This window comes from uncultured Mailhella sp. (assembly GCF_947631555.1).
GTDB lineage: Bacteria > Desulfobacterota > Desulfovibrionia > Desulfovibrionales > Desulfovibrionaceae > Mailhella.
Window position 1 is genome coordinate 1 of the sequence record NZ_CANRLT010000040.1, and the last position, 21,336, is coordinate 21,336.

A 21,336-nucleotide genomic window follows, 5' to 3' on the forward strand; every position below is an offset into this window, starting at 1 on the left:
GTCGACAAAATCGGAAGTGCCGCCGTCAAACCGGATGAGAGATTTATGGCAGGTGAAAGCAGCAAAATCATGACTCGAGGGCTGCCCAAAGCAGGCAGCGCCCAGGATTCCGTTCCTCTGCTGTGCGACTTTGCAGAGGAGCACTATCTGCCTTTTGTCCAAAAGACGAAGCGGAGCTGGAAGGTAGACCGCGGCAACCTGCAGCGGCATATCCTGCCCTATCTTGGCGAGTACCGGCTCTCCGACATCACTGCCGAAACGCTCCAGACCTGGCTCGACGCGCTCAGCCAAAGCGGGCTTGCGCACAACACCTGCGTCCGCCAGTACTGGCTGGCCAAATACGTCATGAACTGCGCCGCACGCTGGGGCTACCTGCCAGATGACAGGATGCTCAAGGCTCTCAAGTCGCTCAGGGTATCCACGGAGCAAGGTCGCAGCCCCGTGCTGCTGGAGCAATCCGAGCTTGCCCGGCTCCTCGATATCCTCAGGAAGTACCCGAACTGGTCCTCGGCCAACGCCATCACGCTGATGATCCTCACCGGAGCCAGCAAGTCCGAAATTCTCGGCCTTCGCTGGGAAGACGTGGATCTTGTCCGCGGCGTCCTCACCGTGACCGCGAACTTTACCGGACGGCAGCGGCTCATCCCGCTGAGCAGCAAAGCGCAGAAGTTTATTGAGAAGCTGCCGCGGCACGAGGGCACCCCGTGGCTGTTCTTCACGAGCTTGGGGACGCATCTCACCTACATCACCCGCGACTGGTACCAGATACGCGATGAATTCGGGCATCCCGAACTGCGCCTCCAGGACCTGCGCCATACCTTCGCAAACGTCCTGGTAAGCATGGGCGTCAACCGTGAGGGCCTGCAGACAATCCTCGGTCACTACAGGCCGGAGTCTCTGAAACTGGCGCGTTCACATACAAACGGAAATATCACGGGTTCCCTATGAGAATACAGCCGGTCATTCTTTGCGGCGGTTCAGGTACTCGCCTGTGGCCCGCATCTCGCACCCAGTACCCCAAGCAGTTCATGCCTCTGAGCAGCGGAAGCAATCTCTTCAAGGAAACTCTCCGCCGTATTGAGGGGATACGTGACCTCCAAGAGCCTGTCATCGTGAGCAATGACGCCTATCGCTTTTATGCCAGCACAGCGATGGACGAAACGGGAAAAACTGGAACCGTCATTCTCGAACCGTGCCCCCGCAATACCGCGCCGGCCATTGCTCTGGCAGCTTTTGCCGCGCTTGAGGAACAGGACGCACTGCTCTTGGTTCTGCCCTCCGATCATCACTTTGCTCATCCTGAAAATTTCTGCGCGGCGCTGGAGCTGGCCCGTCCCGCGGCCGAATCCGGCAGACTGGTGACCTTCGGCATACGGCCTTCCCACCCTGAAACCGGCTATGGCTACATCCAGCAGGGCACAAAGATTGAAGAAGGCGTCTTTGCGGTCTCGGAGTTTCACGAGAAGCCCTCTTTCAATCGCGCTGGTGAGATGCTTCGCGAAGGCGGCTGGCTGTGGAACTCCGGCATATTCCTCTTCAAGGCTTCCGCCTACTTGAACGAACTGAAAATCTGGGCGCCTGACATCTGGCAGGGCGTTGGGGATGCATGGAAAGCCCGCCGTACCGATTTCATCTTTGTCCGCCCCGGCGATGCTTTCTGTCAGTCGCCTTCCGACTCCATTGACTGCGCGGTCATGGAACACACCACCAGAGCGGCCGTTGTTCCCGTGGACTGCGGCTGGAGTGACCTCGGTTCGTGGGAAGCCTTCTATGACGCGGCGACGAAGGACGACTGCGGCAACGCCTGCGAAGGCGATGTGATGACGGAAAACGCCAGCGGCTGCTATCTGCGCTCGTCCCATCGCCTCATCGCTGCACTGGGGGTCCAGGACCTGGCCGTCATTGAGACCGGGGATGCCGTCCTCGTGTCCGACCGCCGCAGTTCGCAGAATGTGAAACAGCTGGTGGAAAAGCTGAAGCTGGCGCATCGACCGGAATCCGATGTTCACCTCAAGGTTCACCGCCCCTGGGGCAGCTACGAGACTCTCGTTCAAGGCGAAGGCTTTCAGGTGAAGCGCATCGTGGTGACACCCGGAGAAGAAAATTCCCTTCAGCTCCATCACCGCCGGGCGGAACACTGGGTGGTGGTCAAAGGCGTTGCCGAGGTCACTGTAGGCGAGAACGTCAAACGCCTTTCTGAAGATCAGTCCATCTATGTCCCGCTGGGCGCAAAGCATCGTGTCAAAAATCCGGGCGATGTTCCGCTGGTGTTCATCGAAGTGCAGTACGGCGCCTACCTTGGCGAAGACGATATCGTCCGCCTTCAGGACAAATACGGCCGCGAAGGGATTGGAGAAAAATGAACCTTTTCTGCTTCAAGGCCTATGATATTCGGGGGCGTTATCCTTCCGATCTGGATGAACCTCTGGCACGGGGCCTCGGCTTTGCCTTCGCGCAGGAATTTCAGCCAGAACGTGTGGTTATCGGGCACGATGCCAGGCTTTCCGGCCCGGCCCTGTATGAAGCTCTGGCTGAAGGCCTGCGTGCCGCTGGTGTGGACGTGACCGGCATCGGGCTGTGCGGCACCGAGGAGATCTATTACGCGGCCTTTGCCAGGGATTTCGACGGCGGCATCATGGTCACCGGCAGCCACAATCCTGCGGATGAGAACGGCTTCAAGCTGGTGCGCCGGGGAGCAGTGCCTGTAAGCAGCGATTCCGGGCTTTTCGCCATGCGCAGGCGTATCGCAGCAGGTCAAAGCATCCCGGCGGAACTGCTGGGAAGTTTTGCTGAAGCAAACTATCGCAACGGTTATATCGAATACCTGCTCAGTTACATCAAGCCTGAATCGCTACGCCGTCTGCGCATCGTGGCCGATCCGGGCAACGGCTGTGCGGGCCTTGTTCTGCAAAAGCTGACTGAGCGCCTGCCTGTGGAATTGCACATCATCCACGGCGAACCGGACGGCACCTTCCCCAACGGTGTACCGAATCCTCTGCTGCCGGAAAAACGTGCGCTCACGGCGCAGGCCGTGCGCGAAGCCAGGGCCGACTTCGGCATCGCATGGGACGGAGACTTCGACCGCTGCTTCTTCTACGACGCCGAAGGCCGCTTTATCGAGGGTTACTACCTCGTTGGCATGATAGCCGAAGCGCTTCTCCGCCGGCATCCGGGAGCGAAGATCATCCACGATCCGCGCCTCGTCTGGAACACACGGGACGTTGTGGCGAAAGCCGGCGGGACGGCCCTGGAGTCCAGAACCGGCCATGCCTTCATCAAGGAAAGGATGCGTGCGGAAGACGCCCTCTACGGCGGAGAAATGAGCGCCCATCATTACTTTCACGATTTCGCCTATTGCGATTCCGGCATGATCCCCTGGCTGCTCGTGGCGCAGCTTTTGAGCGATTCAGGGAGGACGCTGGCCGACTGTGTGGAAGACCGTATGGCCGCGTTCCCCTGTTCCGGCGAAATCAATTCCCACGTGGAGGATATCCGCGCCGTACTCGCCCGACTGGAAGCGAAATATGCGGCACTGCCCGACGCGGAAGTGACGCATACCGATGGTGTTTCCGTGGCCTTTCCAAACTGGCGTTTCAATCTGCGCAGCTCCAACACCGAGCCGATCCTGCGTTTGAATGTGGAAAGCCGCGGCGACAAGGCACTTATGGAAGCAAAGACGGAAGAACTTTTGAACGAAATTCGGGGATGAGCCCGAAACCACGAGAGTAACTTCATGAAAACAGCCTTGATCACTGGAGTGACCGGACAGGACGGATCCTATCTTGCCGAATTTCTGCTGGAAAAGGGTTATGACGTCCATGGCCTTGTGCGTCGAAATGCTACGGACAGACGCGAGCGCATCGAACACCTCGAAGGCCGCCCCCGCTTCCATCTGCACTACGGCGACCTTTCCGACTCCGCGAGCATTGTGCATGTCGTGAACCAGGTAAGGCCCGGCGAGATCTACAACCTCGCCGCCCAGAGCCATGTACAGGTGAGCTTCGAGGTCCCTGAATATACTGCGGACATCGTGGCCATTGGTGTGCTGCGCATCCTGGAAGCCGTGCGTCTCTGCCGGCTTGAAAAGACCTGCCGCATCTATCAGGCATCCACGTCCGAACTTTACGGCAAGGTGGAAGCATGCCCGCAGGACGAAACTACCCCCTTCCATCCCTATTCCCCCTATGCCGTAGCCAAGCAGTATGGTTTCTGGATCATCAGAGAATACCGCGAAGCCTACGGCATGTACGCCTGTTCCGGCATTCTGTTCAACCACGAATCCGAACGCCGCGGCGAAACCTTCGTGACCCGCAAGATCAGTCTTGCTGCCGCACGCATCGCCCAGGGCAGGCAGGAGAAGCTCTGCCTCGGCAATCTTTCCGCCTTGCGCGACTGGGGCTACGCCAGGGACTATGTGGAGTGCATGTGGCTCATCCTTCAGCAGGAAACTCCGGAAGACTTCGTCATCGCCACAGGCGAACAGCACTCCGTGCGCGAGTTCTGTACGCTTGCCTTCCGGGAAGCCGGCATCGAACTGGAATTTTGCGGCGAAGGCATGGCCGAACAGGGCATCGACAAGGCCACAGGCCGAGTCCTCGTGGAAGTCTCGCCAGATTTCTACCGACCGACGGACGTGGTGAACCTGCTGGGCAATCCCGCCAAGGCCAGGACAAAACTCGGCTGGAACCCCACGAAGACCTCCTTTGAAGAGCTGGTAAAGCTCATGGTCCGTCATGACATGGAACTCGTGAAAAGAGAAGCTGCGGTGCGGGCATGATTACCTTTATCAAGCCGGATTTTTCCTTTTCTGACGAACGGGGATTTCTCGTGCAGCTCTGCCGCAGCGGATGGAAACAGGTCAATGTGAGCGGCTCGGAAGCCGGAGCGGAACGCGGCGGCCATTACCACAAGAGAAGCAGGGAAGCGTTCTTCATCGTTGATGGTCATATTGACATGGAACTCGAACGAGACGGAGAAAAATGTACCTGTTCCGCGAACAAGGGTGATTTTTTTGTCATTGAGCCGTATGTGATACACGCCTTTCACTATCCGGTAAAGACGATCACGGTTGCCATGTATGATCATGGTGTCGAAAACATGGACGGTTCGCTGGACATCTATTCACGGTGAGAAAATTCTATGTATGTAGTTATCGGAGCTGGAGGCTTTTTAGGAAGCTATCTTATAAAAAATCTTACGGAAAAAACTGATGAAGAAATACTGGCAGCCTCTAGAGATGTAAAAAATGCTGTTGAAGGCAGAATACGGTGGGTACATTGTGATGTACTTAACGATACCTCTCTGCACAGCCTGACGCAACGTATCAATAGGGAAAGGAAGAGAAAAATTATATGGCTTCCTGCATTTTTCAATACCTGCAAGGCTTATGACAGATATGTTGCCTGGAATACGAATATTACTGCATACGCAAAATTCATAGGAATGCTGGAAGGATTCGAGGTCTTTTACAGCATTTCCACAGACATGGTTTTTTCAAAGGATAGCGACATTCCGTACAGAGAGGATGCCGCAGTATCTCCCCTGAACGACTACGCCAGACACAAACTTGCCGAAGAAGCCATGGCCGCGGCAGCCGGAATCCATATTGTCAGACTACCCGTCATGATGGGAAGAAGTCTTTCTCCATACAAGAAGCATTTTTTTGACGAGATTATTGAAAACAATCGCAGAGGTCTCGGCATGAAGTTCTTCATGGATTCGTGGCGCTCCATCATCGACTTCAATACCGCCGCAGAAGCGCTCCTGGAACTCATGGAGAGCAGGGAAGCGTCCGCATACCGGATTGTCAATATTGCAGGCGATGAAGCGCTTTCGAAATACGATGCGGCGCTGCGTATAGCGAAAAAATACGACCTTGACACCTCAAGGATCCTACCAGTTTCCATGAAGGACGACACGGAAATCTGGAAAGAAAGAAGACCGGGGAAGATCCTTCTGGACAACACTCTGGTCAAAAAACTTCTCCATCGTGCGGAGCTGAAGTTTTCTCTTTGCGAATAGTCGAAAATCAACTTTAAGGAGAGCTTTTTATGGAATCACAGATTCAAGACATTCCTGTCTTTCTTGTTACCAATACGGATATGGTAGGTTATACCGCTACGACAATGGTCAGTGTTGTAAAGAACACAAAACACAACGTCAGCTTTTACATCATGGACTGCGGACTTTCTGACTTTGGCAGAAGGCAGCTGCGGAGCCTCCAGGACAAATTTTCCAATATAACGAAAATGGCTTTCAGCCGCGCTGATTTAAAAAGATTTGAAGGCCTTTCCGTCTGGTACTACGGGCTTCTGGATGCCTGGGCCGCGCTGCTCTTTCCGGAAAGTTTTCCTGAAGTTAAAAAGGGCGTACATATTGAAAGTGACACGTTGGTTCTCGATGATATTTCAGAACTGTATAATATAGATCTTGAGGACTTCACAATTGGTGCATGTGTAGATATTGCGACTCATAAAAAAGAGGAAATAAATCTAGATTGTTCCAAGCATATCTATTTTAATATGGGAACTGTCGTCATTGATTGTTTAAAATGGAGAAAACAAGACATTACAGAAAGATGTATTAATCTTGGTAAGAAATACGGAAATAAATTTTTTTGTTTACATCAAGATGCCCTTAATATTATATTTTCGAATAATAAATACAAACTTCTTCCTTCACGATACAATCTAGCTGAGCGCAAAGATCATATTTTAATTTATCATAAACAGTTTAATGAAGCATATTTTATAAATGAATGGAAGCATCCTGTCATTGTTCATTTTTCTCCAAACAAACCATGGAGAACATTTAGTTCGTTTTATAGCATTAATCGTGTAAAGTATTTTGAGGAATGGTGGTATTATGCCTCAATGACGCCATATTATTATGGATTACAAAATACTTTTATTGCACAAAGAATAAAGGATGAAATAAAGGGAATGCGTGGAAATTTTGATAATTTCGGAAACAGTATGCTTGATACACTTCCTGAAGGACATCCTGCCAAATATGTAGTCGGTGAAGGACAAGTATTAATAAACGATTCGCTGATTTGTACTGCTCCTCCTGCGGAGCCGCAAGTCACTCCTCAGCCAGAGGCATGTATTAAAAAATATCGTCGCTACAGACTGCTGGGACTGCCTGTTCTGAAGGTGAAGATTTCTGATTCCGGAAGCCGGCGCTATCTGCTCTTCGATTATCTACCCTTGATGAAAGTACAGATAAGGGACTACGGCAAGACCATAACCTACAAGCTGCTGGACTTTATTCCCTTGTTGAAAATCAGAAAGTGAGCGGTCTTATGATCTATGATTTCATTATCCTGGGGGCTGGGGTTACAGGCATAACACTGTTGAAGGCCATGCGGCGCAAGGGCGTGGAGCGAGTCATGGCACTCGAGGCCGAAGCCGAACCGGGCGGACTGTGCAGGAGCTTCCGGGTCGGCGGCCATATTGTCGATATCGGCGGGCATTTTTTTCAGACAAAGTTTCCTGAGGTTGAGGATTTTCTTTTTTCGTCCTTTCCCAGAGAAAAAATGTACCGGATCGATCCCCGCATATCCAAGATCCGCATCGAAGGGATGGACGTCGATTATCCTCTGGAGTCGAACCTGTGGCAGCTGCCAGTGGACAAACAGATCGACTATCTGCTGTCCGTCATACGGAACGGCGAGTCGCTGGGGCGTCCTGAACCCGTCAATTATGAAGAATGGATACGCTGGAAACTGGGAGACAGAATTTGTGACGGCTATCTGATCCCCTACAATATTAAACTGTGGGGCATACAGCCGCGTGAAATGGACGTGGACTGGCTGTACAAGATTCCGCGTATCGAGGTGAAGGAAGTCCTGAGATACTCGCTGGAGCGGCATCAGGACGTCGAGAAGTATCCCTGTCACAACAGACCGTACTATCCTCTGTCCGGCGGCTATGGCAAAGTTATGGAGGTGCTGGCACGGGAGGAGCTGCCAAATATCCTTCTGAACACGCCGGTGAAAAGCCTTTCCTATGACAAGGCCGCCCGTGAATGGCTTGTCAATGGCGAATATAAAACCAGAAATGTCATTACCACCATTCCCTGGCCTTCGCTCTACAGGTATCTTGGGTCTCCTGAGGAAATACGCGGAAAGATGGAGTTCATCCGCTACAACAAAGTCGTCATTTCTCTGTTTGAGACTGCGGAAAACAGCAATAACTATCACTGGCGCTATCGTCCGGAAATGGAGCAGCAGCATCACCGTGAGCTGTTCATTTCCAATTTCGTCAAGGACAGCAAGAAGTACGGTGTATTTACAGAAACGAATGCTGACAGGTTTGACGCCTCCAGGCTGACCTTCCCCGGCAAAAACCTCTTCAACTATACGACTCCTGCCGCCTACCCCCTGCCGTTGCTCGGAAGGACAAAAGCCATAACGTCCATCCTGGAACATTATAAGGAAAAGCATCTGTTCGGCATAGGCAGATGGGGGGAACATCAGCATCATAACCACGATGTGTGCATCAAACACGCGCTGGATTTTGTCGCAAAACTGTAATTCATAATTTATCAGATTTGGAGACCTCCCATGCAAGCAAAAGTGACAGTCGTTTCCGTAGTCAAGAATTTGATTAAAGGCAGGAGAGAAGAATATTTTAAGCAGATGGTTGAATCTGTCAGCCAGCAAACATATAAAAATATTGAACATATTATAGTTGACGGTATGAGTGACGATGGAACATGGGAGTTTATTAATAACTATAAATCGAAAAATAACATTATAGTTGCCTGTTATAGGCAGACTGATCTCAATCCTTATGACGCCATGAATAAAGCGATCAAGAAATATGGTGGTGAATTTATCATTCTTTTACACTCTGATGATTATTTATATGATGAAAATGTAATTGAAATGCAAATAAAATACTTAGAAATGACAGGATGTGACTATGTAAGTGGAGATACTGTGTTTGTTGATAATAATAACAATCAAATCGTTCCATATTTAGGCATTGCTCATTTTTATGACAATAAATATTCCTTTCTTAAAGGAGACAATACAGATGTTTTTTGGATGGAAACCTCATTTAATCATGAGGGTATGCTTATGAAAAAAAAATGTTTTGAGGCCGTCGGCTATTTTTCCGATGCGGAATTTTATGGAACTTCAACAGATTTTAAATTTGAAGTGGATTTAATATTTAAAGATTTAAAGCATCTTCATATCCCATATAATTTTTTATGTTTCAGGATAGGAGGTGTTTCATCAAAACATGATCCAAGATTTTATAATGTATTAGAATATATATATAGTAAATTTTACTTTAAAAAAGTACATGATATAACAGAATATGATAAACTTCGTCAGCATCCAGATGATTTATTTCTTTTTGGATTAAAAAATTATCTTTTATCATTAAAACTTAAAAACTTTAATTATGAAAGTTGTTTCCATTTCCTGGACGTGATGAAAAACAAGCAACGGCTTATTCCAGAACCAGTAAATTCAGTGTATCAACCTGATCCATCTCCTGAAAAAACAAGATATTCTCAAAAGAGGTATCGTGTATTTGGCATTCCTCTCATTAAGAAAATTGATACTGAAGACGGAGGTGCCATATATAAACTCTTCTGGCATTGGATGCTGTTGCGAGTCACAGTCGATAAAAAAAATAGGCGTATATACAAATTGTTTGGAAGGTTACCTATATTCAAAATCTATTTGGACATAAGGTAAAAGTATATGCACCATCCTTTGGTTTCCATCATAACTGTGACTCTTAACTGTCTGGCGGATGGCAGAAAGGACTTCCTTCTGCAGAATTTCGAGTCGGTACATCGCCAGACCTATGACGCTGTGGAGCATATTGTTGTTGACGGAGCCTCTACGGACGGAACCGTAGAACTGCTTGAGGAATATCAGAGCAAAGGTTGGATAACCTATACGAGCGAGAAGGACAACGGCATCTACGACGCTATGAACAAGGGGTGCCGCCTCGCAAGGGGCGACTATGTTCTTGTTCTGAATTCTGATGATTGGTATGCCGCAGATGACATTGTCGAAAAGATGGCAGCACTGGCCGAAAAACATGGGGCCGATTATGTGTACGGTCATCAGATATGCTGTTCCCGTGACGGCAGGAAGCGGCGTCTGGAACACTGCCACCCATATTCCTTCTGGTATTCGATGCCCTTCAATCATCCCGCCTGCATGATAAAGAAAGCCGTGGTGCAACGACAGGGAGGCTACAGAACAGACTTTGATACCGTAGAAGACTATCGCTTTTTCATTCAGCTTATCCTGGATGACTATAAGGGTGTCATGCTGGATGAACCGATCTGCAATTACCGGCTTGGAGGGGTTACCCTGCGCTCAGACCGCAGAATAGATCACTATGATCTGTATTATCGGCGGTTGGCAAAACTTTATTGCTGGTTTTACAGAAAATTTGATGACCGCCTTACCGAGGAACGTATTATCGCAAATTATATCGGCGAGATAGGCGGAGAATATGATAATATGTTTTTCATCAGATTGATACGGTTTATGCTGAATCTAAAACTACGTTATTTTGACTATGAACAGTTTCTCAAATTCATTGAAAGTATATCTGATATTCACGGACATGAAAAATTTGTAAAAACCATATTTCTATTGGGCATTCCTATTTTTAAAATAAAAATAAGTAAAAAAATATCAAAATATTATCTGTTTGGAAAGCATTTAATGTTTTTAAGAGTAAAATCGGAGAATAGAATATGAACAAGAATACGCTTTTCTATATTTATTTATGCTATATTAAAGCATGGTATATTCGTTTTTTTAAGAAAAAATATGCCACAGAATATAGGAACATGCGTACAATAATGAAGAAAGCACATGTGAGAACTCTATATCTGTTCGGTATTAAATTTATGCGTATATATGAATATGAAAAAAACCGTATTATTTTTCTTTTCGGTCTTTTCCCTGCACTGCTGATAACTGAAATCGATGCAAAAACGTGCGTTTATCTCGGATGTATCGAACTGTGGAAAGAGAAAAGGACGGGCAAACTTCAGCTGTCTGACGATTTTGCTCCCATGGAGAAAGACCTCAGAGAAAGACAACGTTTGTTCTACAATATAGATGCACTGAAAAAATCTCAAGCCGGAGCAGGGATTCCACGCACAGCGGCAAACCTGCTGGCCGCGCTCATGAAAGAGTGTGATGGGGCGTATGATGTGATCCCTGTTCGTTCAGCCATACGGAAAACAGGATTTTTCAGTGCCTTCCATGATGCGAGAAGCATAGTTCCTTTTCTGGAGGCATCGGGTGAAGATGGCCCGGTTCGTTTCTCTGCGGGCGATATTCTGCTTTTTCCCATACCCGATCTTGAGGGAGTCGAAGCACAGTATCACGCTCTGAAGTTTCTCAAAAAACACGGTGTAAGAATCTATTTTATTGTCTATGATCTCATTGTCCTGCGACATCCCGAATTTTTCGATGCCTCGCTCTATAAAGAAATAACTGACTGGCTTTTGTATACTTCCGAGTTCAACGGCATAGTGGCCATCTCCCGTGCTTCTGAACAGGAATATCTATGCTGGATGCGAAAGAACGTCGCAGAAATCGACAGAAAAATTTTTACGTCATGGTTCCATCTGGGCGCGGATATACGAATGACGGAGCGAATTGGAGATCTGTCTGACTCCAGCGACCCCACGCTTGCAGCACTGAAGAATCGAATCACCTTTCTAGAAGTCAGTACCATTGAACCGCGTAAAGGGCATAAACAGGCCTTGGCGGCCTTTGAAGCGTTATGGGCAAAAGGGATGGATGCTAATTTTGTCATCGTCGGGAAGCAAGGCTGGAAGATGGACGCCTTCTGCCGCAGGCTGAAATCTCATCCCGAACTTGGCAAGCGGCTGTTCTGGCTTGAGGGAATCAGCGACGAATATCTGGACAAGGTGTACGAGGCCGCTTCCTGTGTACTCTTCCCGTCCGAGGCGGAGGGCTTCGGTCTGGCCGTTGTCGAGGGCGCACGGCGTGGGAAACCGCTCATCCTGCGCGATCTGCCGGTATTTCGGGAAATTGCCGGAGATCATGCCACGTATTTCAGCGGTCTTAACCCGCAGCCTCTGGCCGACTGCCTCGAAACATGGCTGGAAGACCTGAAAAACGGCCGAGTGATACCCTCGTCCGGCATCAAGATCCTTACCTGGGAAGAAAGCGCCAGGATGCTGCTGTCCCGATTGGCGGATGACGATACTCAATCGCAAACCAAGTGAGGAAGTACGAATGTCCCCATTCTGGAAAAATTTCCCGCTTTTTTGTCTTTCTCGCCGCAGAGCCTCCAGCAAGCATGTGACAGAACCGCAGGAGGACGACTTTTCCCGAGGCTCGGTCAGAGACTGGTATGTTGCCGGGATCCGCGTTCTTCGGATACGAAAACTTCCCCACCGTTCCCGCGTGGAGATCTGCGGTCTGCCGTTGCTGCAAATCCGGCGATCTGCCTGCAAAACACGCTATTGCTGCGGAAGGATTGAGCTGCTGAAGCTCAGAGTTTCCGGCCCGCTGTCGGGAAGCGCATGGGACGGCCCGCTGTTTCTGCCCCGTGAGCGTCACGGCAGGAGGTGTCTGTTCTGGAATATCGGTTCGCTGGCGTTTCAGGATGAACGGTCAGGAGTTGCCAGAGTCACCCGCTGTCTGCTACGCAGTTTGAGGTCGATGCATTCTTTTGGATACGATGTCTATCCTGTCTATACCACGGGGGATAGGGCAGGCTACGTCCACGCGAGGAGTTTTCTCCGACGGATGGAAGGCGTATGCGGAAATGAAGCCCTGGACGAACCTGTTATCTTTCAGGAAGGCGACCTGCTTCTGACCCCCATTCCCGACGTGCGGGAGGTGGAGACGCATTTTCATGCGCTGAAGACGCTGCAGAACATGGGCGTTGCCGTTCTGTTTTTCGTTCATGATCTCATTCCTCTTCAGCATCCCGCCTTCTGCCCAGACGCCTTTCGGGAAAATTTTGCCCGATGGCTGCCTCTGATTTCCCGCTTCGACGGTGTACTGACCATTTCCGAAGCCGTGGCCGAGGAGTATCGGGCATGGCGAAGGGAAAACGTCAAGGACGATGCGCCGTTTTTTGTGAACTGGTTCCACCTCGGCAGTGACATCGAAAGCGTCTCTGCAAGCCAGGGACTGCCCGATTCCGCCGTAGCCGTGCTTTCCGCCATGAAGTCCCGTCCCTCCTTTCTGGAGGTCAGCACCGTTGAACCGCGCAAGGGTTACGGGCAGGCACTGGCCGCGTTTGAACGCCTTTGGGCAAAGGGCATAGACGCCAACTTCGTCATAGTGGGGAGAAAAGGCTGGAAAATCGACAAACTGGCCGGAAAAATCGACAAGCATCCTGAAAACGGCAAGCGGCTCTTCTGGCTCAAGGGAATTGGCGATGAGTATCTGGACAAGGTGTACGAGTCCGCTTCCTGTGTACTCTTCCCTTCCGAGGCGGAGGGCTTCGGCCTGGCCGTTGTCGAGGGCGCACGGCGTGGGAAACCGCTCATCCTGCGCGATCTGCCGGTATTTCGGGAAATTGCCGGAGATCATGCCACATATTTCAGCGGTCTTGACCCGCAGCCTTTGGCCGACTGCATCGAAACATGGCTGGAAGACCTGAAGAAAGGCCGAGTGATACCCTCGTCCGGCATCAAGCTCCTTACCTGGGAAGAAAGTGCTGAAATGCTGCTGTCCCGTCTGCCCCTGAAATGACAGAAAAGGAGCAGTTTCATGCCGACGCTGATTCCTTTTTTCGACAAAGCAGGTCATCAGGTGGCGAAGCTGAGGACAAGGTATCCCTCGAGTCCCAGGTATGCGGCCTGGAAACTGGCGCTGTGGGCTGCCGGTAAGGCTCTGTCCGGTAAAATAACGGGGGAGATCTGTCACACGCGCCCCCGGCACACAGACAGATTTCTGCATCTTGCCTTTCTCCTGCGCGGGGGCATAGGCGACGTTGTTCTCAACATCGTGTGGATGGACGCTCTGATAGCTCTCGCAGACTGCTCATGCCATGTAACGGTTTTCACCAACACGCCAAAATCATGTATGGAGGCGCTGTGTAAGCAGCTCTCCTATGTCAAGGCTATCCATACGCTGAAAACGAATATAGAATTTTCCTCATTCGATGCCGTCTTCGACGTTATGCAGAATCCTCAGGTCAAATCCTGCTGTGAAGAACGTCTGAAGCACCTGTCTTCTCCCCTTAGAGACTATGTTCTGCGGCTGATAGGATTTCAATCGTCCCACTCGTCCTTTTACCTTGATGAAAATCAGGCTCTGGGCATCCACTATGCCGATGTCATGGGACGCTTCCGCCGGGGACAGGCCGATTTTGACGGTTCGCTCGGATTGAAGGACAGCACGTTTATCTTTCAGGCGCCTCTAAGCCGTGAAGAGCTGGCAAGACGCTTCGGCTTGCCCGCCGTCTATTTCACAATCCAAAGAGAAGCTGGTGCATATGCAGAATCCACAAAACTGTGGGCAATTGCCAAATACTCTGCGCTGGCAGAAGCACTTTGCAGGGAGTATCCGGCAATTCCTGTCGTGCTGCTGGGACTGGAGAAAAATTTTGCTGTCCCGCAGAATCTGAATGAAAGAGTGTTCGATCTTCGAGGGCGTACCAATTTCGAGGAATTCATGTCACTGGTGCGGTACTCCCGGCTGCATACAGGCTGCGAAGGCCTGGTGCCCCACCTGCGGCACTATCTGAGCGGCGGCCCTTCTCTTGTCCTGTTTGGCCCCTCTTGCGCCCGTATGCTCGGTTATCCAGAAAATATCGCGCTTTCCGGCACGGAATGTCCCAACGGCTGTGAAGGTATATTGTCTTCCTGGCAGAGCCATTGTCTGAAGGGTTTCTCTTCCTGCCGCTCCCTTGACGAAATTTCCGTAGAGCAAGTGATGCAAAAGGTGAGAGAGGCCTACCGATAACAGCTGGGCGTCCGCCGATACGCCACTTTTCGTGATGAGCGGCAGCATTTTTCCGGGCTTCACCTGGGCAGGAAGGCAGTTGCCGGGAGCAGCTTTGGCAGTACTCCCGTATTTTTCCACACATACTTTTCCGCACGGACACATGACGCCTAGGGGCGTGGACACTTAGCAAACACGTTCGATTTCCAAAACTTCTGTGGAAACTTTATCCGATGCATCGTAATACCTCTCCCCTCAGGGGAGATTTTACGGCACATCGGATAAAACACATTAAAACTGTTAAAAATGACAATTTTCTGCTGTGAGATTTTTAACCTCACTATTGACAATGAAATTCTATTTCATTATTAACGAGTGTGGTCTGGGACGGACGTATTCCGCAGTCGCATCCTGCCGCGGAAAACGCTCCATGCACTGACGAGCCCCGCTCCCGCATCGTCAGCAGGAAGTTCCGGGAGCGGAACCCGCTTAGCTCAAACAAGGAGAAAGCCATGAACGAAACTCTGAAATACGGTCTGTTCTTCCTGGGCGGTGTCGCCCTTGGCGCTCTTGGAACCGTTGCCGTAAGCCGCGGCAAGCTCGATGTCAAGCCTCTGGCCGCAGATCTGCTCAGCCGAGGCATGGACGCCAGGGAAGCGCTTATGGCCAAGGCGGACGCTGTCCGTGAAAATATGGAAGATATGCTGGCCGAGGCTCGCGCCGTTTCCGAACAGCGCAAGGCCGCACAGCAAGAAGAACAAGCCTGAATACCGTGCCGGGGAGCCGCTCTCCCCGGCCGGGTGCTTCGGCGTCCATCGTGACGTCCTTTTTCTGTTCTCTTTCTTTTCACACGTGTGTGTTGGGAGCTGCCATGCGTTTTTCCCTTATCCATCGTATTCCGGGCCGTGTCCGTCTGCGCGCCGCCAAACCTTTCAATGTGCAGACGGCCGTCATGCTGGCCGATGGGCTGGAGCTTCTGGACGGCGTGGAAGGGGTTCGCGTCAACCCGCGTACCGGCAGTGTCCTTCTGCTGTATACGGATGAAGAAGCCCTGCCGAGGGCGTATGCGTTTCTATCCGGCGCCGCTCCCTTGCCCGGATCTGCGCTTTCCGTCTGTCCGCCGAAGAAGGACGAGAGGCCAAGCCTCCTGCCGCTCCTCCGCTATCTCTTCCTTCGGCCGCTCCTGCCTCTGCCCCTCAGCGTGTGCAGCGCCCTGGCCGGGGCCGCGCCCTTTCTCAAACGCTGTTTCCATTCTCTGCGTCATGGCCGTTTGGACGTGGAAGCTCTGGACGGCACGGCCATCGCCATCTCTCTGCTGCGGGGCGACTTCCGTACCGCCAGCCTGCTCACTCTGCTGCTGGGGTTCGGTGACGCTCTGGAACGCTACACCCAGAAAAAATCTCTGGAAAATCTGGCCTCGCATCTGGCGCTCCAGGCGGACAGGCTCTGGGTGCGCCGCGGCGGGAAAGAATGCTTCATCCCTGCGCAGGATCTGAAAGAGAACGACCTTGTGATTGTCCGCTCCGGCACGGCCATTCCGGTGGACGGTGTCGTCGCCGCGGGCACGGCTTCGGTGAACGAAGCCTCCATGACCGGCGAACCTCTTGGCGTGATGCGCACGGAAGGGGCATCCGTCTATGCGGGCACAGTGGTGGAATCGGGCGAAATCTTCATCCGCCCCACCAGCATCGGCAAGGACACGCGGATGCAGCAGATCGTGCGCTTCATCGAACACACCGAACAGAAGAAAGCCGGCATTCAGGGGCGTTTCGAACGCTTGGCCGACCGCGCCGTGCCCTTCACCTTCGCGCTGGCGGCGCTGGTCTTTGTCTTCACCCGCAGTCTCACGCGGGCGGCCTCCGTGCTGCTCGTGGACTACTCCTGCGCTCTGCGGCTGGCTACGCCGCTGGCCATACTCGCCGCCATGAACGAAGGCGTACGCCGCAAGGTCATGGTCAAGGGCGGGCGTTTCCTTGAAAGTCTTTCCGCCGTGGACACCGTGATTTTCGACAAGACAGGCACGCTCACCCAGTCCCATCCCCATGTGGCTCGTATTGTTCCCGCGGAAGGATACCATGCTGACGAGGTGCTGCGTCTTTCAGCTTGTCTGGAGGAACATTTCCCGCATCCCGTGGCCAGGGCCGTGGTTCACTGCGCGGAAGCCCGCCGGCTCCATCACGCCGAGGAACACACCGAAGTGGAATATGTGGTGGCGCACGGCATCGCTTCCCACTGGCAAGGGCGCCGCGTCCTGCTTGGCAGCCGCCACTATGTGAGCCAGGACGAAGGCGTTGACCTCTCGGCCATGCGCGGCGCCGTGACCGAACTTTCCCGCCAGGGCTATTCCTTGCTCTATCTGGCCATCGACGGCCGCCCCGCGGGAATCATTGCCATGGAAGACCCGCTGCGGCCGGAAAGCGCGGCTCTGATCCGGCAGCTTCAGGCCATGGGCATTCCCCATGTGCTCATGCTTACCGGAGATGACCTCCGCACCGCCTCAGCCGTGGCCTCCCGTCTGGGCATTCGGGAATACCATGCCCAGGTTCTGCCCGAAGACAAGGCCCGCATCGTTCAGGAACTGAAGGCTCAGGGGCGCACGGTGCTCATGCTGGGCGACGGCATCAACGATTCCCCGGCACTTTCCGCCGCCGATGTGGGCGTCACTCTGCGCGACGGCGCAGATCTGGCCCGCGAAGTTGCCGACGTGCTGCTCATGGGCGGCTCGCCAGGCGGCCTTATCACGGCTCTTGAACTGGGACGAAGGACCATGCGCCGCATCCATACCGATTTTCTGGCCATCATGGCGCTGAATTCGGCGTTTCTGCTGGGCAGTCTTCTTGGTATACTTCAGCCGGGCTTGTCCGCCGTGCTCCACAACCTTACAACGCTGGGCGTCTCGCTGAACGCCATGCGTCCCAAACTGCCTCAGGGAGAATGATATGGCTGTTTCCGATCACGTTGTCAGCTTTGTGGACGGACGGGTCCGCCTTCGCCATCCCGCACTCAAAGACGCCGCCATAGCCGGTATCGTTACCGGCGTGCTCTCCGAAACGAAAGGTATACTCAGCGCAGGCGTCAACCCACGGCTCGGCTCGCTGCTCATCACCTATGCGCCCGAACGCCTCAGCAAGGAGCAGCTTCTGGAACTCGCGGAACAGGGGCTGAAACTCCTCCCTGCTTTGCAGCACGGAGAAGAAGCCCGGCACGGCAGCGGTGTCTGCTTTGGAAAGATGCTCTTCGACTGCCTGACCTCCCGCAATCTCACCCGCCTGATGAGCCGTTTCATGCTGGGGACGCTTGGCGCTTCTCTGGCGGGCGCAGTGCTGGGGCGTTCCCCGCTTCACGTCCTGGCCGGAGGCTTGTTCACCGTGGCCAGCCTTCAGCATATCCTCGCCCACAGGAAGACGCTCTGATGCCGTCATGGGCGCGCAAAGTCATGCGCTGCGGCATCGTGATTCTGTGCGCTGCCCTGACCTTGGGCCTCCTGATGCTGGCTGCGGCGGTGCTGGCTCTGGCGCTGACCGCTCTGCTTATCGCAGCCCTGGCGGCCGCGGCTTTGCTGCCCCATCCTCCGGCATGGTATCTCCGTGAAGGCGTAGACTGTCTCTTGGACTTGCTCAGCGAATACTTTCCCGCTTCCCGTGAAGGCAAAGAGAAACCGTTTCCGCAGAACACCGGAACGCAGCCAGACACTTGCGCCTGAACTGTTTCCTCTTTGCACCAGACAAAAATCCCCGCCTGAAAGCAAGCGGGGAAGATGCTAAAAAAGGTTGCTGCCAGGGGAGATTGGAACGGTTCAGTCGATGACGGCCTTCTTGATGATGACGGGTTCCACGGGCACATCCTGATGGGGATAGTGCGAAGTTGTCGGCACACCGGCGATGGCGTCCACCACGTTCTGCCCCTTCACCACCTTGCCGAACACGGCATAGCCCCAGCCCTGCATGGTGGGTGCGCTGTAGTTGAGGAAGCTGTTGTTCGCCACATTGATGAAAAACTGGGCCGTGGCGGAATGCGGGGCCTGCGTGCGCGCCATGGCGATGGTGTACACGTCGTTCTTCAGGCCGTTGTCAGCCTCGTTGTCAATAGGCTCGCGGGTGGGCTTCTGCACCATATCCCTGGTAAAGCCGCCGCCCTGGATCATGAATCCGGGGATGACACGGTGGAAGATGGTTCCATTGTAGAATCCATCCTTCACATACTGCAAAAAATTCTTGGTGGTCTTGGGAGCCTTTTCAGCGTCCAGCTCAAGGACGATATCGCCTTTCGTGGTCTGAAGCGTGACCATAGTCTTTCCTCCGGCTTGCGCCTGACCTGTCGTCCCCAGTATGAAGGTTGCCGTCACAATCAGGCAGAAGATAAGAAGTTTGCGCATACGAATGTTCTCCGTTTCCTCTCAGGCGGCTCGCTCTTCCGAATCCGCATGGGGCTGAGTGAAGATCTGCGTTGCCTTTCTTGTAGCGGAAGGCTGACGCCTTGGCAAACTGATTTTTTCCGTCCGGAAAGCCCTGGAACAGGCCACGCGGTCAGGCTCTTTTGTCCTTTTTCTCTTTGTGATACACAAAGGCGGACATGAAAGCGCCGGCGTTTCTTCTCAGGAACTTCTCCGGCCTCCAATGACACAATTCACGTTTTACAAGGGAACGGGGGCTTCGCCCTTCCCAAGCTTTCGGAGCCATCCCATGCTGGGAACCATCGTCAACACTGCGGCCATCCTCGTCGGCAGCACATTAGGCAGCGTGCTGGGGCGGGGACTCAAAGCCAAATACCAGACTGTCCTTTTCGATACCATGGGTTTTGCTTCCATCGCCCTGGGGCTGAATGCCGCGCTTTCCAACATGCGGCAAAGCGACTACCCTGTTCTCTTTATCCTCAGCCTGGCCATCGGCAGCGTCCTCGGAACTCTGTGGGACTGGGACGGCAAATTCCAGCGGCTGACCACCCGCTACGGCAATTCCGAACTCGGACGAGGACTTTCCACGGCCGTACTGCTTTTCTGCATTGGCACACTGTCTATACTCGGCCCCATGCAGAGCGCCCTTGAAGGCAACAACACCTTTCTCTTCACCAACGCAACGCTGGACTTTGTGACATCCATGGTTCTGGCCTCCACTTACGGCATAGGCATTGCCTTCGCCGCGGTGGTCCTCTTTCTCTGGCAGGGCAGCCTGTACCTTCTGGCCTGCTGGGTCGGGCCGTTCATGACCCCGCCGCTGCTCGCCGAAGTCTCCATCGTCGGTGGCATACTCATCATGGTTTCCGGCTTTTCGCTCCTGCACCTCAAAGATTGCAAAACGCTCAACATGCTCCCCTCGCTGTTTGTGAGCGTGGCGCTTTACTATCTTGCCCGGGCGTTTTTCTGAACCTGCTGAACGCCGTGCAAAAGGTCCTGGCAAAACTCCACCCGAAAAACATGCAAGGCTTTTCTTTTGCCCAAACCAGGGAAGGTAGCGTCTGTTAGCAATAATGTAGCAAAGCCCTTCAGGGCTTTGCGTCCTGCGCTTGGGAGGGGTTTGCATCCCCTCCCAAGCTACCGCCCCAAAGATACCCCGCCCTTCAGGGCGGGGTGGGGCTCTATCGGCCTAAAGGCCGAGGTCTCAAACCATAAAGGAAGTAAGATGAACAGTTTGGCGAACTGAAATTCAAATATCGCAATCGTGAATTCTGGTGTCGGGGGTATTATGCAGACACGGTTGGTAAGAATAAGACCCGAATAGCTGAATACATCCGACACCAGTTGGACGAGGATAAACTGGGAGAGCAGTTGAGTATCCCGTACTCAGGAAGCCCGTTTACGGGCCGCAAGTAACAAAGATGCAAATGTCAGATCGCACATGCGCCTGTCAGGGCGCGGCTGGTAGGAGAGACTTACAGGCGCATAGGGGGAACCACCGGCTATGCCGGTGGGGCCCCATTTGTCCGATAGTTTTCCCCGCGGTTTCCCTCATGTTCCGTGCATGTGAGCGGCCCTGCGGAATTTTAACTGGCGAACGCCTTTCGTGCGGACAGATAGCCGTCACAGGCTGTGACCTTCGCAACCTTCCTTGGCCTCTGCCGAAAAAACCGGCTGCCCAGTCAGACAGCGGCAGAATTTTTTGAATATCTCCAGAAGTGCCGAAAAACGCCTGCCTCTGGTTCTTTCTTCATGGGCAAACGGCGCGTACGCTCTCCAGCTGTTGTCACAGTCTTCCTCATGGATTCTTTATAAGGAGAACGCGTATGATCTGTCGCCGTCCATCGGGCTTCTCCCTGGGGCTGCCGTTTTTGCCGGTGAAGCAAGACAGCAGACACAGGCAGCCTGACAGTCTTAAAGTTGATGACTTTGTCGCCCGTATCTATCTGCCGCATGTGCAGGTTCGCAAGCGCAGCTGGAGCGTGGATGAACGCATCGCCCGCCAGTACATATCCCC

19 protein-coding genes and 2 pseudogenes are annotated in these 21,336 nt (G+C 52.8%); 20 read left to right on the forward strand and 1 reads right to left on the reverse strand.

Going from position 1 to position 21,336, the window contains the following annotated elements:
• The 17 genes from Q0Z94_RS06860 to Q0Z94_RS06940 form a co-directional block, all read left to right on the forward strand.
• A partial coding sequence (locus tag Q0Z94_RS06860; RefSeq protein WP_298068274.1) for a site-specific integrase occupies nucleotides 1-948 on the forward strand: 948 nt, incomplete at its 5' end.
• Entirely contained in the window at nucleotides 945-2,363 is a 1,419-nt protein-coding gene (locus Q0Z94_RS06865) for a mannose-1-phosphate guanylyltransferase/mannose-6-phosphate isomerase (RefSeq protein ID WP_298068275.1), read from the forward strand. The genes Q0Z94_RS06860 and Q0Z94_RS06865, both read left to right, overlap by 4 nt.
• Nucleotides 2,360-3,709 carry a phosphomannomutase gene (locus Q0Z94_RS06870; protein WP_298068276.1) on the forward strand — a complete coding sequence of 450 codons (1,350 nt, stop codon included), beginning with the start codon at nucleotides 2,360-2,362 and terminating at the stop codon, nucleotides 3,707-3,709. The genes Q0Z94_RS06865 and Q0Z94_RS06870 overlap by 4 nt, the downstream gene beginning before the upstream one ends.
• Nucleotides 3,710-3,733: 24 nt before the next feature.
• Entirely contained in the window at nucleotides 3,734-4,777 is a 1,044-nt protein-coding gene (gene gmd / locus Q0Z94_RS06875) for a GDP-mannose 4,6-dehydratase (RefSeq protein WP_298068277.1), read from the forward strand.
• Nucleotides 4,774-5,130, forward strand: coding sequence for a cupin domain-containing protein (locus Q0Z94_RS06880; protein ID WP_298068278.1), 357 nt, complete (start codon nucleotides 4,774-4,776; stop codon nucleotides 5,128-5,130). Before gmd ends, Q0Z94_RS06880 begins: the two co-directional genes overlap by 4 nt.
• A gap of 9 nt (nucleotides 5,131-5,139) precedes the next feature.
• A complete protein-coding gene (locus Q0Z94_RS06885; protein ID WP_298068279.1) occupies nucleotides 5,140-6,021 on the forward strand; it encodes a sugar nucleotide-binding protein in 882 nt (293 codons plus the stop codon).
• A gap of 29 nt (nucleotides 6,022-6,050) precedes the next feature.
• Nucleotides 6,051-7,295: a glycosyltransferase family 8 protein gene (locus tag Q0Z94_RS06890; protein WP_298068280.1), complete on the forward strand. Its 1,245-nt coding sequence runs from the start codon at nucleotides 6,051-6,053 to the stop codon at nucleotides 7,293-7,295.
• A gap of 8 nt (nucleotides 7,296-7,303) precedes the next feature.
• On the forward strand, nucleotides 7,304-8,536 hold the full coding sequence (locus Q0Z94_RS06895; RefSeq protein ID WP_298068281.1) for an NAD(P)-binding protein: 1,233 nt from the start codon (nucleotides 7,304-7,306) through the stop codon (nucleotides 8,534-8,536).
• A gap of 30 nt (nucleotides 8,537-8,566) precedes the next feature.
• Nucleotides 8,567-9,715, forward strand: coding sequence for a glycosyltransferase (locus Q0Z94_RS06900; RefSeq protein ID WP_298068282.1), 1,149 nt, complete (start codon nucleotides 8,567-8,569; stop codon nucleotides 9,713-9,715).
• A gap of 6 nt (nucleotides 9,716-9,721) precedes the next feature.
• Nucleotides 9,722-10,741 (forward strand): glycosyltransferase family 2 protein, encoded by a 1,020-nt coding sequence (locus tag Q0Z94_RS06905; RefSeq protein ID WP_298068283.1) that lies wholly within the window; start codon nucleotides 9,722-9,724, stop codon nucleotides 10,739-10,741.
• Nucleotides 10,738-12,249: a glycosyltransferase family 1 protein gene (locus Q0Z94_RS06910; protein WP_298068284.1), complete on the forward strand. Its 1,512-nt coding sequence runs from the start codon at nucleotides 10,738-10,740 to the stop codon at nucleotides 12,247-12,249. Before Q0Z94_RS06905 ends, Q0Z94_RS06910 begins: the two co-directional genes overlap by 4 nt.
• Nucleotides 12,250-12,259: 10 nt before the next feature.
• Nucleotides 12,260-13,732, forward strand: coding sequence for a glycosyltransferase family 1 protein (locus Q0Z94_RS06915; protein WP_298068285.1), 1,473 nt, complete (start codon nucleotides 12,260-12,262; stop codon nucleotides 13,730-13,732).
• Nucleotides 13,733-13,750: 18 nt separating this feature from the next.
• Nucleotides 13,751-14,947, forward strand: coding sequence for a hypothetical protein (locus Q0Z94_RS06920; protein WP_298068286.1), 1,197 nt, complete (start codon nucleotides 13,751-13,753; stop codon nucleotides 14,945-14,947).
• Between the two features lie 491 nt (nucleotides 14,948-15,438).
• The gene (locus Q0Z94_RS06925) at nucleotides 15,439-15,693 is read left to right on the forward strand and encodes a DUF6110 family protein (protein ID WP_298068287.1); all 255 of its coding nucleotides are present in this window, start codon (nucleotides 15,439-15,441) and stop codon (nucleotides 15,691-15,693) included.
• Nucleotides 15,694-15,797: 104 nt separating this feature from the next.
• A complete protein-coding gene (locus tag Q0Z94_RS06930) occupies nucleotides 15,798-17,864 on the forward strand; it encodes a heavy metal translocating P-type ATPase (protein ID WP_298068288.1) in 2,067 nt (688 codons plus the stop codon).
• 1 nt (nucleotide 17,865) lies between these two features.
• Nucleotides 17,866-18,339, forward strand: a complete 474-nt coding sequence (locus Q0Z94_RS06935; RefSeq protein WP_298068289.1) for an HMA2 domain-containing protein — start codon at nucleotides 17,866-17,868, stop codon at nucleotides 18,337-18,339.
• Nucleotides 18,339-18,629: a hypothetical protein gene (locus Q0Z94_RS06940; protein WP_298068290.1), complete on the forward strand. Its 291-nt coding sequence runs from the start codon at nucleotides 18,339-18,341 to the stop codon at nucleotides 18,627-18,629. Before Q0Z94_RS06935 ends, Q0Z94_RS06940 begins: the two co-directional genes overlap by 1 nt.
• A gap of 93 nt (nucleotides 18,630-18,722) precedes the next feature.
• Here Q0Z94_RS06940 and Q0Z94_RS06945 read toward each other — a convergent pair whose 3' ends face one another.
• Nucleotides 18,723-19,214, reverse strand: coding sequence for a peptidylprolyl isomerase (locus Q0Z94_RS06945; protein ID WP_366517583.1), 492 nt, complete (start codon nucleotides 19,212-19,214; stop codon nucleotides 18,723-18,725).
• A 394-nt stretch (nucleotides 19,215-19,608) separates the two neighbouring features.
• On the opposite strand from Q0Z94_RS06945, the gene Q0Z94_RS06950 reads away from it, so the two are divergent.
• The 3 genes and pseudogenes from Q0Z94_RS06950 to Q0Z94_RS06960 all read left to right on the forward strand — a co-directional run.
• On the forward strand, nucleotides 19,609-20,289 hold the full coding sequence (locus tag Q0Z94_RS06950; RefSeq protein WP_298068292.1) for a DUF554 domain-containing protein: 681 nt from the start codon (nucleotides 19,609-19,611) through the stop codon (nucleotides 20,287-20,289).
• Between the two features lie 257 nt (nucleotides 20,290-20,546).
• Nucleotides 20,547-20,735, forward strand: a pseudogene (locus tag Q0Z94_RS06955) (transposase); the annotation flags it as partial.
• A gap of 410 nt (nucleotides 20,736-21,145) precedes the next feature.
• Nucleotides 21,146-21,336: pseudogene (locus Q0Z94_RS06960) on the forward strand (hypothetical protein); the annotation flags it as partial.

Coding starts and splice junctions, on each gene's coding strand:
- Q0Z94_RS06905 (WP_298068283.1), top strand. CDS start 9,722: ATGCACCATCCTTTGGTTTCCATCATAACTGTGACTCTTAACTGTCTG.
- Q0Z94_RS06895 (WP_298068281.1), top strand. CDS start 7,304: ATGATCTATGATTTCATTATCCTGGGGGCTGGGGTTACAGGCATAACA.
- Q0Z94_RS06930 (WP_298068288.1), top strand. CDS start 15,798: ATGCGTTTTTCCCTTATCCATCGTATTCCGGGCCGTGTCCGTCTGCGC.
- Q0Z94_RS06940 (WP_298068290.1), top strand. CDS start 18,339: ATGCCGTCATGGGCGCGCAAAGTCATGCGCTGCGGCATCGTGATTCTG.
- Q0Z94_RS06885 (WP_298068279.1), top strand. CDS start 5,140: ATGTATGTAGTTATCGGAGCTGGAGGCTTTTTAGGAAGCTATCTTATA.
- gmd (WP_298068277.1), top strand. CDS start 3,734: ATGAAAACAGCCTTGATCACTGGAGTGACCGGACAGGACGGATCCTAT.
- Q0Z94_RS06880 (WP_298068278.1), top strand. CDS start 4,774: ATGATTACCTTTATCAAGCCGGATTTTTCCTTTTCTGACGAACGGGGA.
- Q0Z94_RS06950 (WP_298068292.1), top strand. CDS start 19,609: ATGCTGGGAACCATCGTCAACACTGCGGCCATCCTCGTCGGCAGCACA.
- Q0Z94_RS06935 (WP_298068289.1), top strand. CDS start 17,866: ATGGCTGTTTCCGATCACGTTGTCAGCTTTGTGGACGGACGGGTCCGC.
- Q0Z94_RS06925 (WP_298068287.1), top strand. CDS start 15,439: ATGAACGAAACTCTGAAATACGGTCTGTTCTTCCTGGGCGGTGTCGCC.
- Q0Z94_RS06910 (WP_298068284.1), top strand. CDS start 10,738: ATGAACAAGAATACGCTTTTCTATATTTATTTATGCTATATTAAAGCA.
- Q0Z94_RS06900 (WP_298068282.1), top strand. CDS start 8,567: ATGCAAGCAAAAGTGACAGTCGTTTCCGTAGTCAAGAATTTGATTAAA.
- Q0Z94_RS06870 (WP_298068276.1), top strand. CDS start 2,360: ATGAACCTTTTCTGCTTCAAGGCCTATGATATTCGGGGGCGTTATCCT.
- Q0Z94_RS06865 (WP_298068275.1), top strand. CDS start 945: ATGAGAATACAGCCGGTCATTCTTTGCGGCGGTTCAGGTACTCGCCTG.
- Q0Z94_RS06920 (WP_298068286.1), top strand. CDS start 13,751: ATGCCGACGCTGATTCCTTTTTTCGACAAAGCAGGTCATCAGGTGGCG.
- Q0Z94_RS06915 (WP_298068285.1), top strand. CDS start 12,260: ATGTCCCCATTCTGGAAAAATTTCCCGCTTTTTTGTCTTTCTCGCCGC.
- Q0Z94_RS06890 (WP_298068280.1), top strand. CDS start 6,051: ATGGAATCACAGATTCAAGACATTCCTGTCTTTCTTGTTACCAATACG.
- Q0Z94_RS06945 (WP_366517583.1), bottom strand. CDS start 19,214: ATGGTCACGCTTCAGACCACGAAAGGCGATATCGTCCTTGAGCTGGAC.